General features: G+C 52.8%; 15 protein-coding genes. 7 read left to right on the top strand and 8 right to left on the bottom strand.

Annotated elements, in window-relative coordinates:
* The first annotated feature begins 82 nt into the window (after window positions 1-82).
* The 6 genes from hfq to HC231_RS03010 all read left to right on the top strand — a co-directional run bounded on the left by hfq (window position 83) and on the right by HC231_RS03010 (window position 6,020).
* Window positions 83-379: an RNA chaperone Hfq gene (gene hfq / locus HC231_RS02985; RefSeq protein WP_048637380.1), complete on the top strand. Its 297-nt coding sequence runs from the start codon at window positions 83-85 to the stop codon at window positions 377-379.
* Between the two features lie 91 nt (window positions 380-470).
* Window positions 471-1,751: a ribosome rescue GTPase HflX gene (gene hflX / locus HC231_RS02990; RefSeq protein WP_208229656.1), complete on the top strand. Its 1,281-nt coding sequence runs from the start codon at window positions 471-473 to the stop codon at window positions 1,749-1,751.
* A gap of 91 nt (window positions 1,752-1,842) precedes the next feature.
* The gene (hflK, locus tag HC231_RS02995; RefSeq protein WP_208229657.1) at window positions 1,843-3,102 is read left to right on the top strand and encodes an FtsH protease activity modulator HflK; all 1,260 of its coding nucleotides are present in this window, start codon (window positions 1,843-1,845) and stop codon (window positions 3,100-3,102) included.
* A 3-nt stretch (window positions 3,103-3,105) separates the two neighbouring features.
* Window positions 3,106-4,095, top strand: a complete 990-nt coding sequence (hflC, locus tag HC231_RS03000) for a protease modulator HflC (RefSeq protein ID WP_208229658.1) — start codon at window positions 3,106-3,108, stop codon at window positions 4,093-4,095.
* 326 nt (window positions 4,096-4,421) lie between these two features.
* Window positions 4,422-4,622, top strand: coding sequence for a DUF2065 domain-containing protein (locus HC231_RS03005; RefSeq protein ID WP_109052663.1), 201 nt, complete (start codon window positions 4,422-4,424; stop codon window positions 4,620-4,622).
* Between the two features lie 99 nt (window positions 4,623-4,721).
* Complete coding sequence (locus HC231_RS03010) at window positions 4,722-6,020, top strand: adenylosuccinate synthase (RefSeq protein ID WP_208229659.1); 1,299 nt, start codon at window positions 4,722-4,724, stop codon at window positions 6,018-6,020.
* A gap of 283 nt (window positions 6,021-6,303) precedes the next feature.
* Here the strand turns inward: HC231_RS03010 and mpl are convergent, their stop codons facing one another.
* Window positions 6,304-7,689, bottom strand: a complete 1,386-nt coding sequence (gene mpl / locus HC231_RS03015) for a UDP-N-acetylmuramate:L-alanyl-gamma-D-glutamyl-meso-diaminopimelate ligase (protein WP_208229660.1) — start codon at window positions 7,687-7,689, stop codon at window positions 6,304-6,306.
* Window positions 7,690-7,857: 168 nt separating this feature from the next.
* On the opposite strand from mpl, the gene fbp reads away from it, so the two are divergent.
* Complete coding sequence (fbp, locus tag HC231_RS03020; protein ID WP_208229661.1) at window positions 7,858-8,862, top strand: class 1 fructose-bisphosphatase; 1,005 nt, start codon at window positions 7,858-7,860, stop codon at window positions 8,860-8,862.
* Between the two features lie 86 nt (window positions 8,863-8,948).
* On the opposite strand, the gene ruvX is transcribed toward fbp, so the two are convergent.
* The 7 genes from ruvX to metK form a co-directional block, all read right to left on the bottom strand.
* Entirely contained in the window at window positions 8,949-9,371 is a 423-nt protein-coding gene (gene ruvX / locus HC231_RS03025) for a Holliday junction resolvase RuvX (protein WP_208229662.1), read from the bottom strand.
* Complete coding sequence (locus HC231_RS03030; RefSeq protein WP_208229663.1) at window positions 9,371-9,934, bottom strand: YqgE/AlgH family protein; 564 nt, start codon at window positions 9,932-9,934, stop codon at window positions 9,371-9,373. Before HC231_RS03030 ends, ruvX begins: the two co-directional genes overlap by 1 nt.
* Window positions 9,935-10,035: 101 nt before the next feature.
* The gene (gene gshB / locus HC231_RS03035) at window positions 10,036-10,995 is read right to left on the bottom strand and encodes a glutathione synthase (RefSeq protein WP_208229664.1); all 960 of its coding nucleotides are present in this window, start codon (window positions 10,993-10,995) and stop codon (window positions 10,036-10,038) included.
* Window positions 10,996-11,006: 11 nt separating this feature from the next.
* Window positions 11,007-11,741, bottom strand: a complete 735-nt coding sequence (rsmE, locus tag HC231_RS03040; RefSeq protein WP_208229665.1) for a 16S rRNA (uracil(1498)-N(3))-methyltransferase — start codon at window positions 11,739-11,741, stop codon at window positions 11,007-11,009.
* Window positions 11,742-11,975: 234 nt separating this feature from the next.
* Complete coding sequence (gene endA / locus HC231_RS03045) at window positions 11,976-12,674, bottom strand: deoxyribonuclease I (protein ID WP_208229666.1); 699 nt, start codon at window positions 12,672-12,674, stop codon at window positions 11,976-11,978.
* Window positions 12,675-12,772: 98 nt separating this feature from the next.
* Window positions 12,773-13,285, bottom strand: coding sequence for a SprT family zinc-dependent metalloprotease (locus tag HC231_RS03050; protein WP_208229667.1), 513 nt, complete (start codon window positions 13,283-13,285; stop codon window positions 12,773-12,775).
* Window positions 13,286-13,409: 124 nt separating this feature from the next.
* The gene (gene metK / locus HC231_RS03055) at window positions 13,410-14,561 is read right to left on the bottom strand and encodes a methionine adenosyltransferase (protein ID WP_208229668.1); all 1,152 of its coding nucleotides are present in this window, start codon (window positions 14,559-14,561) and stop codon (window positions 13,410-13,412) included.
* Window positions 14,562-14,660: the final 99 nt, after the last annotated feature.

Raw genomic sequence — 14,660 nt, forward strand, 5'->3', positions numbered from 1 at the left:
AGCGCATAAATTTTTTACATCGTTATTTTAGGGCCCTATGGGTTCTTTGTTACAAACAACAAACAAATAAGGAAAATATAGAATGGCTAAGGGGCAATCTTTACAAGATCCGTTCCTGAACGCATTGCGTCGCGAACGTGTTCCGGTTTCGATTTATTTGGTGAATGGTATTAAGCTGCAGGGTCAGATTGAGTCTTTCGATCAGTTTGTCATTTTGTTAAAAAATACGGTTAGCCAGATGGTGTACAAGCACGCCATTTCTACAGTAGTCCCATCTCGTCCGGTGTCTCATCACAGTAATAATCCAGGCACCAGCAACTATCATGGTAGTAATCCGGCTGGGCAGCAACAGCCTCAGGAAAGTGATGACGCTGAATAAAGCGTATTGTCAATTCACCATAGCGGGGGGAAGAACTCATCATATCAATCCCCCGCTGTGGTGTTTTTTGAGCATTTGAGAGGTTATCCGCTTGTTTGACCGTTATGAAGCCGGTGAACGGGCCATACTTGTTCATATTTACTTCTCGCAAGATAAAGATACAGAAGATCTGCTGGAGTTTGAGTCTCTGGTCTCTTCTGCCGGAATTGAATCACTGCAGGTAATTACCGGCAGCCGTAAGGCTCCCCATCCCAAGTATTTTGTTGGCGAAGGCAAAGCCGAAGAAATTGCTCAGGCAGTAAAAGATACCGATGCTTTCGTGGTGCTGTTTGATCACGCGCTGACTCCTGCCCAGGAACGTAATCTGGAGCGTATATGCGAGTGCCGGGTGATCGACCGTACCGGACTGATTTTGGATATTTTCGCCCAGCGCGCGCGAACCCACGAAGGTAAATTACAGGTGGAACTGGCGCAGTTGCGTCATCTCGCCACTCGGTTAGTTCGTGGCTGGACGCACCTTGAGCGGCAGAAAGGGGGCATCGGTTTGCGCGGCCCGGGGGAAACCCAGCTTGAAACCGACCGCCGTTTGCTGCGTAATCGTATCAGCCAGATTTTGTCCCGTCTTGAACGGGTGGAAAAACAGCGCGAGCAGGGCCGCAGATCGCGAGTTCGCGCCGATGTGCCGACGGTTTCACTGGTGGGATATACCAACGCCGGGAAATCCACGCTGTTTAATAAGATAACGTCGGCGGACGTGTATGCCGCCGACCAGCTATTTGCCACGCTGGATCCGACATTGCGCCGAATTGAGGTAGATGATGTCGGTGATACGGTGTTGGCGGATACCGTAGGTTTTATCCGGCAGTTACCGCACGATCTGGTGGCTGCGTTTAAGGCTACATTACAGGAGACGCGTCAGGCTTCTCTGTTATTGCATGTTGTGGACGCCGCCGATCCTCGTCTTGACGAGAATATCGATGCGGTAGATACCGTGTTGAAGGAAATTGAAGCTGACGAAGTTCCCGTGCTGTTAGTAATGAACAAGATCGATATGCTGGAAGGTTTCGTTCCGCGTATCGATCGCAACGAAGAAAATTTACCGGTCAGAGTCTGGCTTTCAGCACAAACCGGTGAAGGTATTCCGTTGCTATTTCAAGCGCTGACCGAGCGGTTGTCCGGGGAGATCGCCCAATACTCATTGAGTCTTCCCCCTCAGGCCGGACGTCTGCGCAGCCGTTTTTACCAGCTTCAGGCAATAGAAAAAGAATGGATTGAAGATGACGGGCATATCGGTTTGGTGATTCGTATGCCGATTGCTGATTGGCGTCGTCTTTGTAAACAAGAGCAGGAACTGACGGATTATGTTGTCTGACTGGCAGAAACGGTCTAAACGGCGAAATAGTTCGACGGACTCTGGGATATTGAACCTGAAGAACACCTATCATAAAGAATGGAGCTAAAACATGGCGTGGAATCAGCCCGGTAATAACGGACAGGACCGCGACCCGTGGGGGAGCAGCAATAACAATAGCGGCAACTCTGGCGGAAATAACAATAAAGGTGGCCGAGATCAGGGGCCACCCGATTTAGACGATATCTTCCGGAAACTGAGCAAAAAACTCGGCGATCTGGGAGGTGGTAAAGGCTCTGGTTCCAGCAGCGGCGGAACTTCCGGCGGTTCTGGCCTTGGAGGACGGGTTGTTGGTATCGTCGCGGTGGCCGCCGTCGTCATCTGGGCCGCCAGCGGCTTCTATACCATCAAGGAAGCGGAACGCGGCGTAGTGACGCGTTTTGGTAAATTCAGTCATCAGGTCGAACCTGGTCTGAACTGGAAGCCAACGTTTATTGACTCTGTCAGAGCGGTTAACGTGGAATCCGTTCGTGAACTGGCGACGTCTGGCGTTATGCTGACTTCGGACGAGAACGTGGTCCGCGTTGAAATGAACGTCCAGTATCGCGTGACGGAGCCGGAACGTTATCTGTTCAGCGTGACCAATGCGGATGACAGCTTGCGTCAGGCGACGGATAGCGCCCTGCGCGGCGTTATCGGTAAGTACACCATGGATAAAATCCTGACGGAAGGCCGCACCATCGTACGTACCGACACTCAGCGCGTGTTGGAAGAAACGGTGCGCCCGTACAACATGGGTATCACCCTGTTGGACGTGAACTTCCAGACGGCGCGTCCGCCGGAAGAGGTCAAGGCCGCGTTTGATGATGCTATCGCCGCCCGTGAAAACGAGCAGCAATACATTCGCGAAGCTGAAGCCTATGCGAATGAAGTTCAGCCGCGCGCCAACGGTCAGGCCCAGCGTATTCTGGAAGAGTCCCGCGCTTATAAAACCCGTACCGTGCTGGAAGCTCAAGGTGAAGTAGCCCGTTTTGCCCGGGTGCTGCCGGAATACAAGGCCGCGCCTGAGATTACTCGCGAGCGTTTGTACATTGAAACCATGGAGCGAGTGCTGAGCCATACCCGTAAAGTGCTGGTTAACGACAAAGGCGGCAACCTGATGGTGCTGCCGTTGGATCAGATGCTGCGCGGGCAAGGCGCCGAAAGCACGCCAAGCAACAGTGGTTCCAATACGCTGCGTTTGCCGACAACGCCAAGCAGCGGCTCGGCCAGCACCAGTCAGACGCGAAGCAGTAGTAATAACGGAAATATCATGGATCAGCGCAGAGCAAATGCGCAGCGTGATGACATCACTCGAGTAGGGAGAGAATAATCGATGCGTAAGCCCTTACTAATTATCCTGATCCTGGTACTGATGGCGGTCTATGCGTCACTGTTTGTGGTGCAGGAAGGCCAGCGTGGCATCGTGATGCGTTTTGGCAAAGTATTGCGCGATGATGAAAACAAACCGCTGATTTATTCACCGGGATTGCAGGTTAAGATTCCGTTTATCGATTCTGTGAAAATGTTGGATGCGCGTATCCAGACCATGGAAAATCAGGCCGATCGTTTTATTACCAAAGAGCAGAAAGACCTGATTATCGACTCCTACATCAAATGGCGCATCAGCGACTTCAGCCGTTACTATCTGGCAACCGGCGGCGGCGATGTTTCTCAGGCGGAAGTTCTGCTCAAGCGTAAATTCAGCGACCGTCTGCGTTCTGAGATTGGCCGCCTGGATTTAAGAGGCATCGTTACCGATTCGCGCGGTCAGTTGATGACCGATGTGCGTGATGCGTTGAATACCGGCACCGGCGAGACCACCGAGGCGGATAACGCGATTGCTTCCGCCGCGGCGCGCGTCGCAGAGGAAACGACCGGCGCGCAGCCGCATGTCAACCCGAACAGTATGGCTGCGCTGGGCATTGAAGTGATCGACGTGCGGATTAAGCAGATTAACCTGCCGACCGAAGTGTCCGATGCCATCTACCAGCGTATGCGCGCCGAGCGTGAAGCGGTAGCGCGTCGTCATCGTTCGCAAGGTCAGGAAGAAGCTGAGAAGTTAAAAGCGACGGCTGATTATGAAGTTACCCGTACGCTGGCGGAAGCAGAGCGTCAAGGCCGTATTACCCGAGGCGAGGGCGATGCGGAAGCGGCGAAGCTGTTTGCCAATGCGTTCAGCGAAGATCCCGACTTCTACTCTTTCATTCGTAGCCTTCGTGCGTATGAAAGCAGTTTCAGCTCTAATCAGGACGTGATGGTACTGAGTCCGGACAGTGATTTCTTCCGCTACATGAAATCGCCAGACACAACGCTCCGTCATTAATGGTTCCCATGCTGACTTGCTTAAAGCCCGTGAAAACGGGCTTTTTTATGACGGGCTGTCCTGCCCGTCACCCTTCGGGCCGTCGCGGACGACGTTTAAAATCGCTCCTGGCGATTTTTTATGGCGGGCAGCTATGAACGGCGTTAGAAACGCGTTTGATGACTATCGATTAGTCTACAAATCGGTTATTCCCGCACAGGCGGGAACCTGCTGTTAATCAACTGGTTAACCATCAAAAAGATCCCGCGTTCGCGAGGGCGGCGGTCATAAGGCTACGTTGCCAACGGCCTGAAACACGTCGGCGTTTTTTCTATTTGGAGTTTTGTATGAATGCAACCGTTTGGATGGCCCTGGGGCTGGTATTGATCATCGAAGGGCTGGGGCCTTTACTGTTTCCCCGCATCTGGCGGCGTATGATTTTGGCGATGGCGCAGCTGCCGGATAACACATTACGGCGTTTTGGCGGTGGAATAGTGGTTGCCGGATGTGTTATCTACTATATGTTGCGTAGCCGCATGGGCAGCTAATTTTCATTCAAAAAATGTGGGCAAACGTGTGCTAAAAGTACTGAAAGCGAGCAAATGAGATGTTAGAATCTTTTTTTAAGCAACCTGGTGATTCTTGAGATGGGTAAGAACGTCGTCGTACTGGGCACCCAATGGGGTGACGAAGGTAAAGGCAAGGTCGTTGACCTGCTGACTGAACGGGCTAAATATGTTGTGCGCTACCAAGGTGGCCACAATGCTGGCCATACTCTGGTTATCAACGGTGAAAAAACCGTTCTTCATTTAATTCCCTCGGGTATTTTGCGTGAAAATGTCGTCAGCATCATCGGTAACGGTGTGGTGTTGGCGCCTGATGCCTTTATGAAGGAAATGACGGATCTTGAAGCGCGCGGCGTCCCGGTACGCGAACGTCTGCTGCTGTCTGAAGCTTGTCCGTTGATTCTTCCTTATCATGTCGCATTGGACAACGCGCGCGAAAAAGCACGTGGCGCGAAGGCGATCGGCACGACGGGGCGAGGCATTGGTCCGGCCTACGAAGATAAAGTCGCCCGTCGCGGGCTGCGTGTCGGCGATCTATTCGATAAACAGGCTTTTGCCGTTAAGTTGAAAGAGATCGTTGAATACCATAATTTCCAACTGGTTAACTATTACAAAGTCGAAGCGGTTGACTATCAGAAAGTGCTGGATGAAGTACTGGCGATAGCCGATATCCTGACCGGCATGGTGGTTGACGTATCCGACCTGCTGTATAAAGCCCATCAACGTGGCGAGTTCGTTATGTTTGAAGGCGCTCAGGGCACGCTGCTGGATATCGACCACGGCACCTATCCGTATGTGACCTCATCGAATACTACCGCGGGCGGCGTTGCGACCGGTTCCGGTTTGGGGCCGCGTTACGTTGATTACGTTCTGGGTATTGTAAAAGCCTATTCCACTCGTGTCGGCGCCGGTCCATTCCCGACGGAGTTGTTTGATGACGTTGGCGATTACCTTACTGAGAAAGGGAACGAATTCGGCGCGACTACCGGTCGTCGTCGTCGTACCGGCTGGCTTGATGCCGTTGCGGTTCGCCGTGCGGTTCAGATCAACTCCCTGTCTGGTTTCTGTATGACCAAGCTGGACGTGCTGGATGGCCTGAAAGAGGTCAAACTTTGCGTCGGATACCGTATGCCCGATGGCCGTGAAGTGGATACCACTCCGCTGGCCGCAGATGGCTGGGAAGGTATTGAAGCGATTTATGAAACCATGCCGGGATGGTCCGAAAGCACGTTTGGCGTGAAAGAACCTAGCAAGCTGCCGCAGGCCGCGCTGAACTACATTAAACGCGTGGAAGAAGTGACCGGCGTTCCGGTGGATATTATCTCTACTGGCCCCGATCGTGACGAAACCATTATTCTGCGCGATCCGTTTGATGCCTGAACGGTTTTAGCCAGAGCCAATAAGCCGCTGAGCGATGTTGACTGGCTGGAAAGCAAAGTATAGAAAAGGACGGGAATCCCGTCCTTTTTGCTGACGAACTGTTATCGCTTCCCTCATCCCCGCACAGGCTGCGAGCAGCCTTCAAGTACTCGTTGATATCGGGAAAATTCCCGCCTTCGCAGGAATGACGAGTTTTGCAATGAACGTAAATCTTTATACTTTGTCCTCAGTCTGAGGATGAGGGATCCCATCCTCAGTTGCTACAAAGCTAAGCGCGGTGCTGCTATTTATCCGCCTCGGTGTCCGCCGGCGCTTTAGCCCGCAATGCATCCAGCAGTTTATTGTGGATGTTGCCGAACCCGCCGTTACTCATCACTAATATATGATCGCCCGGCTGAGCCTCTTTTACGATCATATCGACCAGCGTATCGATGTCGGAGCTCCAATGTGCGGGTTGCACGCACGATTCAGCCACCTCGGAAACCTGCCAGGGAATATGCTGCGGCTGAAATAGGAACACTTCATCGGCGCGCCCCAGCGATGGCGCAAGTTCGTTTTTACATATGCCCATCTTCATGGTGTTGGAACGCGGTTCAAGCACCGCCAGGATACGGGCGGTTCCCCCCACTTTTCCTCGCAGCGCCGCCAAGGTCGCCAGGATCGCCGTAGGGTGGTGGGCGAAATCATCATAAACATTTACGCCGTGCGCCGTTCCGCGTAACTCAAGACGGCGGCGGGCATTAATGAAACCGCCTAATGCGCGGCAGGCGTCGGCAGGCAGTACGCCGACGTGATGCGCCGCGGCGATGGCCATCAGCCCGTTATGCATATTGTGTTCGCCGACCAGGCTCCAGTGCACTTCGCCGACCAGTTCGCCATTTAGGTAAACCTGATATTCGCTGGCATCGGTCGAAACTTTTTTCGCATTCCACACCCCGTCTTCACCGACCAATTCCTGTTCGCTCCAGCAGCCCATCGCCATGGTTTGCTTGAGATGGATATCATTGGTGGGAAGGATGATTTTTCCGCTGCCGGGAACCAGACGTACCAGATGATGGAACTGTTTCTGAATGGCTTTCAGGTCATCAAAGATATCGGCATGATCGAATTCGAGGTTGTTGAGGAGCAGCGTGCGCGGGCAGTAGTGGACGAATTTGGAACGCTTATCAAAAAAGGCGCAGTCATACTCATCAGCTTCGATCACCATGAACGGGCTATCGCCTAAACGCGCCGAGACGGTGAAGTTCCCCGGTACGCCGCCAATGACGAAGCCCGGCTTGTAACCGCAATCTTCAAGGATCCAGGCGACCATGCCCGCCGTCGTGGTTTTGCCGTGCGTACCGGCAACCGCAATCACCCAGCGATCGCGCAAGACATAATCGTGCAGCCACTGCGGACCGGAGATATAGGGAAGCCCTTGTTCCAGCATGGCTTCGACGCAAGGGTTGCCGCGTGTCATCGCATTGCCGACGATAACCAGATCGGGAGGAGGTTCTAACTGGGCGGGATCGTATCCTTGAATCAGCGTGATTCCCTGTTCTTCCAGTAAGGTACTCATGGGGGGATAAACGTTTGCATCTGAACCGGTGACCTGATGCCCTAATGAACGAGCCAACATTGCCAGCCCCCCCATAAAGGTACCGCAGATACCTAAAATGTGAATACGCATACAGTTTCCATCTATACAGTGAGTCTGCGCACATTCTAACCCTATGAAACCATCATAAGAAACGGATTTGACTAGGTACTCACTTTCTCTTTGGGCTACACTGCATTCGCAAACGTTGGCGGTGAATAAATGAAACCGCTTTTCATCCGTAGACTCTGGAATAGTGTTATGAAAACGTTAGGCGAATTTATCGTCGAAAAACAGCACGATTTCTCTCATGCCACCGGTGAGCTTACCGCGCTGCTCTCTGCTATCAAACTGGGCGCCAAAATTATCCATCGCGATATTAACAAGGCGGGCCTGGTTGATATTTTAGGTACCAGCGGTATTTCCAATGTTCAGGGCGAAGTACAGATGAAACTTGATCTGTATGCCAATGAAAAATTGAAAGCCGCTTTAAAAGCGCGTGGTGAAGTTGCAGGTATTGCCTCTGAAGAAGAGGATGAAATAGTTATCTTTGACGGCGAACGGGCTGAAAACGCGAAATATGTCGTTTTGATGGATCCGCTGGACGGCTCCTCCAACATTGATGTTAACGTATCCGTCGGCACGATATTCTCTATTTACCGACGCATCACCCCGCTGGGGATCCCGGTAACGGAAGATGATTTTCTACAGCCGGGTAATAAGCAGGTTGCCGCCGGCTACATCGTTTATGGATCCTCCACCATGCTGGTGTACACCACGGGGCACGGCGTGCATGCTTTTACCTACGATCCGTCTCTCGGCGTATTCTGTCTGTCTCATGAAAAGGTCCGCTTCCCGGAAAAAGGGAATATGTACTCCATCAACGAAGGGAACTACATCAAGTTTCCTATGGGGGTGAAGAAATACATTAAGTACTGCCAGGAGCAAGATGAATCGACGTTGCGCCCGTATACTTCACGTTATATCGGCTCTTTGGTCGCGGATTTCCATCGCAACCTGCTGAAAGGCGGGATTTATCTCTATCCAAGCACGGCAAGTTACCCGAAAGGCAAACTGCGTTTGTTGTACGAATGCAATCCGATGGCTTTCCTGGCAGAACAGGCGGGCGGTAAAGCCAGCGATGGTAAAAACCGCATTCTGGATATTACGCCAGAGAAGCTGCACCAGCGTTCGCCTTTCTTTGTGGGGATGGAATCAATGGTTAATGATGTCGAGCGCTTTATCAGCGAGTTTTCCGACGAGTAACCGGCGCATCCCGCGTTTAGTTTTTGCTGTTTAAGCAATACGGCGGCGCGCCCCGCAATTCAGGGCCGCTGCTGATAAGTTTCCCTTTACTGGCTTTGTCCTGCAAACCAGCTTTCCAAAATAATGACGGCCGATGCCGCGTCAACGCTGCCTTTATCCAGCGCTCGAAAGCCGCCGCGTTCAAAAAGGCCGGCGCGCGCTTCTACCGTGCTCAAGCGTTCGTCATGCAGCGCGATCTGCACGCCGAAGCGGCCATGCAGGCGATTGGCGAATTTCCGCGCTCTGGCGGTCAGCGGCTGTTCCGTACCATCCATATTGAGCGGCAGTCCTACCACGACCAGCGACGGCTGCCATTCAGACAATAATTTTTCCACTTTTTGCCAGTCGGGTATGCCGTCCTGAGCTTTGAACGATGCTAACGGACGAGCCGTGCGCGTTATCTCCTGGCCGATGGCGACCCCGATGCTTTTGGTTCCGAAATCAAAAGCCAGAATGGTGCGATTTGCCATCAGGCGTGTCCCGCTTCCGTTGCGATATTATGAATATCCACGCCCAGCTTTTTGGCCGCCGCCCGCCAGCGTTCGGCAATGGGCGTGTGGAACAGTATCTCTTTATCCGCCGGCGTGGTGAGCCAGGTATTGTCCAGCAATTCGCTTTCGAGTTGGCCTTCATCCCAGGCGGAGTAGCCCAACGCCACCAGCATATTTTCCGGCTGATCCGCGGTGCCCAATGTTTCCAGCACGTCTTTCGACGTGGTGATCATGGTGTCCTCGGAAATGCTGATGCTGGAGCCAAAACCAGAGCAAGGCGTATGCAGGATGAACCCGCGATCGTCAGCCAGCGGTCCGCCGGAAAAAACCGGCTTGTCCAGTTTGATCGACGGATCGCGCGGAGTCGGATTTATCTTCAATTTTTTCAGCACATTTTCGACAGTAAACTGTTCCATGGGCTTGTTGATGATCAATCCCATGGCGCCGTCTTCGTTATGTTCGCAGATGTAGACCACCGAACGCTTAAATACCGGATCTTGGAGTGCTGGCATGGCAATGAGAAAGTGATGCTGTAAATTCATTGTGTTTTTATCGATCTCTGTCGGCGTTGGATGATCGGCCCGTCAAAAAAGCACGAGCCGGGCGTTCATGCGTTACGGCGAAGACATCGCCCGTGAACGCATTAGCTGTTACGCGCAGCCAGACGTTTCTTAATCGCGTCCATAAGCATTCCGGTGATGGAGATATCCGGATAAGCGGCTTCAATCTCACGTACGCAGGTTGGGCTGGTGACGTTGATCTCGGTCAGGCGATCGCCAATGATATCCAGACCGACAAAAATCAGGCCTTTCTGCTTCAGCGTGGGTGCGATTTCGTTCGCAATCTGCCAGTCGCTATCGCTTAGCGGGCGGGCTTCTCCTCGTCCCCCGGCCGCCAGGTTGCCGCGCGTCTCTCCGCTTTTGGGAATGCGGGCCAGGCAGTAGGGAACGGGCTCTCCATCAACCACCAGTACGCGTTTATCGCCCTCTTTAATCGCGGGCAGATAGTTTTGCGCCATGCAATAACGGCTGGCATGTTCGGTCAGCGTTTCAATGATAACCGAGACGTTGGCGTCATCCTCTTTCAGACGGAAAATGGAGGCGCCCCCCATGCCATCCAGCGGTTTCAGGATGACGTCGCCATGTTTCTGATGGAATTGGCGCAGTTTGTCCGCGCTACGGGTAACCAGGGTATCCGGCGTCAGGTGGGAGAACCAGGCGGTGAAGAGTTTTTCGTTGCAGTCGCGCAGGCTCTGCGGCTTATTGACGATCAGCGTTCCTTGTTCTTCCGCGCGTTCCAGGATGTAGGTGGCGTAAATGAACTCCGTATCGAACGGCGGATCCTTACGCATCAGAATAACATCCAGCTCTTCCAGCGCGATGTCCTGCTCACCGGAGAAATCATACCAGCCGTCGTAGTCGTACTGCACGTTCAGGCGACGGGTGGTGGCGCGGGCAACGCCGGAATGAAGATAGAGATCGTTCATCTCCATGTAGTGCAATTCCCAACCACGGCGCTGTGCTTCCAGCAACATGGCGAAACTGGTGTCTTTCTTGATATTGATGGCGTCGATAGGATCCATCACGATACCGAGTTTGATCATTATTTTCTCCTTTACCCCAGATCGCCGAAACGTACCTGTAAGGCAGTAATCGCGGTGAGCGCTGTGGTTTCTGTACGCAATACGCGTGGCCCCAAAAGGATATCGGTAAATCCGTACTCTGAGGTCATCGAAATTTCATGGGAGGAAAGACCTCCCTCCGGGCCAATCAACAACCGAACCTGATTTACCGGCAACGGCAAGGTATTTATGCTTTGCGTGGCTCGTGGATGCAGGTTGAGTTTTAACGCCGGATCCTGTTCGGCGCACCAGCTTTCCAGCGTCATGACCGGGCGCACTTCCGGCAGGCGATTGCGGCCGCACTGTTCGCAGGCGGCTATCGCAATTTTCCGCCATTGGCCAATTTTTTTCTCCAGGCGGTCCGCGTCTAATTTTACACCGCAGCGTTCAGAAAGCAGAGGCGTAATAATATTCACGCCCAGTTCAATGGACTTCTGAATGGTGAATTCCATTTTTTCGCCGCGGGACATGACTTGCCCAAGGTGCAGGTGCAACGGCGACTCTTTGTCTTCCAACTTACCTTCTGTGAAGCGTACGCGCACACTTTTTTTGTCCGCCTGAATAATTTCGGCGTCAAAGATATGATTACTGCCATCGAATAATTGTAGCGGCTGCCCGCTATTCATCCGCAAAACACGTCCAACATGGTTGGCCGCATCTTCGCTCAGTTCAACTTCACCGCCGGTGACCGGCAGCGTTTCAGGATGAAAAATGCGCGGTATTCGCATGTTGATGTTCTGACCTTATGAATAATGAATTCGAGCCGGGCAGGGTATTGCCCGTGATAGGAAAATCGTACCTCTATCATATCGTGCAGCGCCGTCATTCCTGCGCAGGCGGCGTTTAAAAATACAGCGCGTATTTTCGCGCGCGGAATGACGGTAGCGATAGAAGGCCATTAACCTCATCACCGCCTTGTCGGCGGCGATGTTACTGGTAAATCGTTATAGTAGGTAGACAGGCTATTGCTGGCAAGCCTGTTGAACGTAAGGGTTATGATTCCCTTGTTTCGCGGCGATGCGTTGATCGCGGGTACATTCCCATTGCGTGACGGGGAATTGTTTGTCCCAGACTTCAAACAATTGAGTTTGCTGTCTGGATAGACGCAAATGGTAACGATCCCGCATGTAAAAATAGGTGCGGGCGATGGCTCCGCGGGCGCGGGCGGGCGGCTCCGCCAATTTGTTTTTGAAGTCGATCTTCATTTCGCACTGGCCGTACGCGGATTGCCCGCCGTTCCATTGGCTGTACATGAAATTACCGCGATCGGCGTTGACCTCGCCGATGGCGGGTTGCAGGTTATGCAAGTCGGTTTCCATTTCACGGTATACCGGGTCTTTACTGCAATTCTTTCTACCGCCATTTTGCCAGCACTGGCGCTGATGACCGAATTGCCAGGCGGGGACGACGTGTTCCCACTCAATGCGGTTGGCGCGCAGTTCGCTTTTTCTTACCTGATAACCGCAGGAGGCGAGATCGGGAATGCCTTTTTTCCCCTGCCATTTGATTTCACAACCGCAATAAAACGTTCCCGGCGCTCCCTGGTTGACTTCTACAGCGGCGGCTTTTGCCTGAGTGAAGTTATTAATGTTTTGACTAAAGGCGGCGGCGGAAACCAGACCAAGCCCAACAGATGCGATAGCGAGTGTTTTGCGCAGCATATTCCAACATACTCCACGGGCAATAAATCAGGCAGACTACCGGATGTTACTTCGACAGGCAAACGCAATAGTTGGCTTTTTTAACTGAGGATTTCCCTTTAAACAGAATTTGTTATGACTAAACGTAATGTTTTACCGCAATGCCGGCAGCGATATTCTGTTTCGCCGCGGAGCACTCGATTATGACGACGCACGGTTAACTGATGCTGCTGACAGCCGCACTGGTAGGGGAAAGTTTTGCCCTGGACGGATTTCACCGCAAACTGGTGCGTTCGTCTGGCCGGCGTCCGTAACACGGTCTCCATCATCCAGCGCCACTCTTTGCCATGCGGCGCGACTTTGCCAAAGCGTGCGAAGACTAACAGATGAGCCAATTCATGCGGCACAACCTCATCAATAAAGGTTTGCTGGTTTTCCTGCAATAAAACGGGATTTAGCCGGATTTCCCATTGCTGCAGCCAGGCGGTGCCGGCGATGGAACCGCGTTGCTGATAATTTACGGCAGGTTCGGGATAGTCGGCGTTCAGGGTAAGATTGGCCTGCTGGAGTTTTTCACGCAGGCAACGCATTACGGCCTGATGGTGAGCGATGGGAATTCTTGGTGTATTCATGCGAAGCAGCATAAAACGGGGCGTGGTCTCGCGCAATAGGGCGATGGCGGGCAAAGAGCTAAAGCGGGCAATGTACGGCTGATAAAAAAACGGCGAACGTTGGTTCGCCGTTCAGACTTAATGATTACAACCCGGCGGCTTCGCGCAATTGCGCGGCTTTATCGGTTTTTTCCCACGGGAAGTGCTCACGGCCGAAGTGGCCGTAAGCCGCGGTATCCTGGTAGATCGGATGCAGCAGATCCAGCATCTGGATTAAACCGTACGGGCGCAGATCGAAGAACTCGCGCACTAGCAGCGTCAGTTTTTCGGTCGGGATTTTTTCCGTGCCGAAAGTCTCGATCATGATGGACGTCGGCTCGGCAACGCCGATAGCGTAAGAGACCTGAATCTCACAGCGATCCGCCAGGCCGGCGGCAACGATGTTTTTCGCCACATAGCGTGCGGCATAAGCGGCGGAACGGTCCACTTTTGACGGATCCTTACCGGAGAATGCCCCACCGCCGTGACGCGCCGCGCCGCCGTAGGTATCTACAATAATTTTACGACCGGTTAGACCGCAGTCCCCCATCGGGCCGCCGATAACGAAACGGCCGGTCGGGTTAATGAAGAATTTGGTGCCGGCGGAAAGCCATTCAGCAGGAAGAACCGGCTTGATGATCTCTTCCATTACCGCGTCATGCAGATCTTTCTGAGAGATCTCTTCAGAATGCTGCGTGGACAGGACTACGGCGTCAATACCGGCGATTTTGCCGTCGTCATACAGGAATGTAACCTGACTTTTCGCATCCGGACGCAGCCAGGGCAGCGTTCCGTTTTTGCGCACTTCAGATTGACGCTGAACCAGACGATGCGCGTAGGTGATCGGCGCCGGCATCAGGACATCTGTTTCGTTGGTCGCATAACCAAACATCAGCCCCTGGTCGCCCGCGCCTTGCTCCAACGGATCGCTGCGGTCTACGCCCTGATTGATATCGGGCGATTGCTTGCCAATAGCGCTCAGTACCGCGCAGGAGTTGGCATCAAAACCCATTTCGGAATTAACGTAACCAATATCGCGCACAGTACGGCGGGTAATCTCTTCAATATCTACCCAGGCGCTGGTCGTGATTTCACCACCGACTAACACCATACCGGTTTTTACGTAAGTCTCACAGGCGACACGCGCCTTAGGATCCTGTTCCAGGATGGCGTCAAGGACGGCATCGGAGATCTGATCCGCAATTTTATCCGGGTGTCCCTCAGAGACAGACTCGGACGTAAAAAGGTGTTTAGCCATGAGTTTTTTTACCTTCAAATCAAAGCCGTTAAGCAGTTTACCCGTTAATCAGTATAGATGGATTAACATCTGGACGTCCATTTTAGGTCACATTTTGGA

Origin of the sequence: Brenneria izadpanahii, assembly GCF_017569925.1 — a bacterium.
In the GTDB taxonomy this organism is placed as follows: Bacteria; Pseudomonadota; Gammaproteobacteria; order Enterobacterales; family Enterobacteriaceae; genus Brenneria; species Brenneria izadpanahii.

Excerpts from the sequence above, each read along its gene's own strand:
- HC231_RS03005 (WP_109052663.1), top strand. The coding sequence starts at position 4,422 with ATGAATGCAACCGTTTGGATGGCCCTGGGGCTGGTATTGATCATCGAA.
- ruvX (WP_208229662.1), bottom strand. The coding sequence starts at position 9,371 with ATGGCAAATCGCACCATTCTGGCTTTTGATTTCGGAACCAAAAGCATC.
- metK (WP_208229668.1), bottom strand. The coding sequence starts at position 14,561 with ATGGCTAAACACCTTTTTACGTCCGAGTCTGTCTCTGAGGGACACCCG.
- mpl (WP_208229660.1), bottom strand. The coding sequence starts at position 7,689 with ATGCGTATTCACATTTTAGGTATCTGCGGTACCTTTATGGGGGGGCTG.
- hflK (WP_208229657.1), top strand. The coding sequence starts at position 1,843 with ATGGCGTGGAATCAGCCCGGTAATAACGGACAGGACCGCGACCCGTGG.
- HC231_RS03010 (WP_208229659.1), top strand. The coding sequence starts at position 4,722 with ATGGGTAAGAACGTCGTCGTACTGGGCACCCAATGGGGTGACGAAGGT.
- hflC (WP_208229658.1), top strand. The coding sequence starts at position 3,106 with ATGCGTAAGCCCTTACTAATTATCCTGATCCTGGTACTGATGGCGGTC.
- HC231_RS03050 (WP_208229667.1), bottom strand. The coding sequence starts at position 13,285 with ATGAATACACCAAGAATTCCCATCGCTCACCATCAGGCCGTAATGCGT.
- rsmE (WP_208229665.1), bottom strand. The coding sequence starts at position 11,741 with ATGCGAATACCGCGCATTTTTCATCCTGAAACGCTGCCGGTCACCGGC.
- endA (WP_208229666.1), bottom strand. The coding sequence starts at position 12,674 with ATGCTGCGCAAAACACTCGCTATCGCATCTGTTGGGCTTGGTCTGGTT.
- hfq (WP_048637380.1), top strand. The coding sequence starts at position 83 with ATGGCTAAGGGGCAATCTTTACAAGATCCGTTCCTGAACGCATTGCGT.
- HC231_RS03030 (WP_208229663.1), bottom strand. The coding sequence starts at position 9,934 with ATGAATTTACAGCATCACTTTCTCATTGCCATGCCAGCACTCCAAGAT.
- gshB (WP_208229664.1), bottom strand. The coding sequence starts at position 10,995 with ATGATCAAACTCGGTATCGTGATGGATCCTATCGACGCCATCAATATC.
- fbp (WP_208229661.1), top strand. The coding sequence starts at position 7,858 with ATGAAAACGTTAGGCGAATTTATCGTCGAAAAACAGCACGATTTCTCT.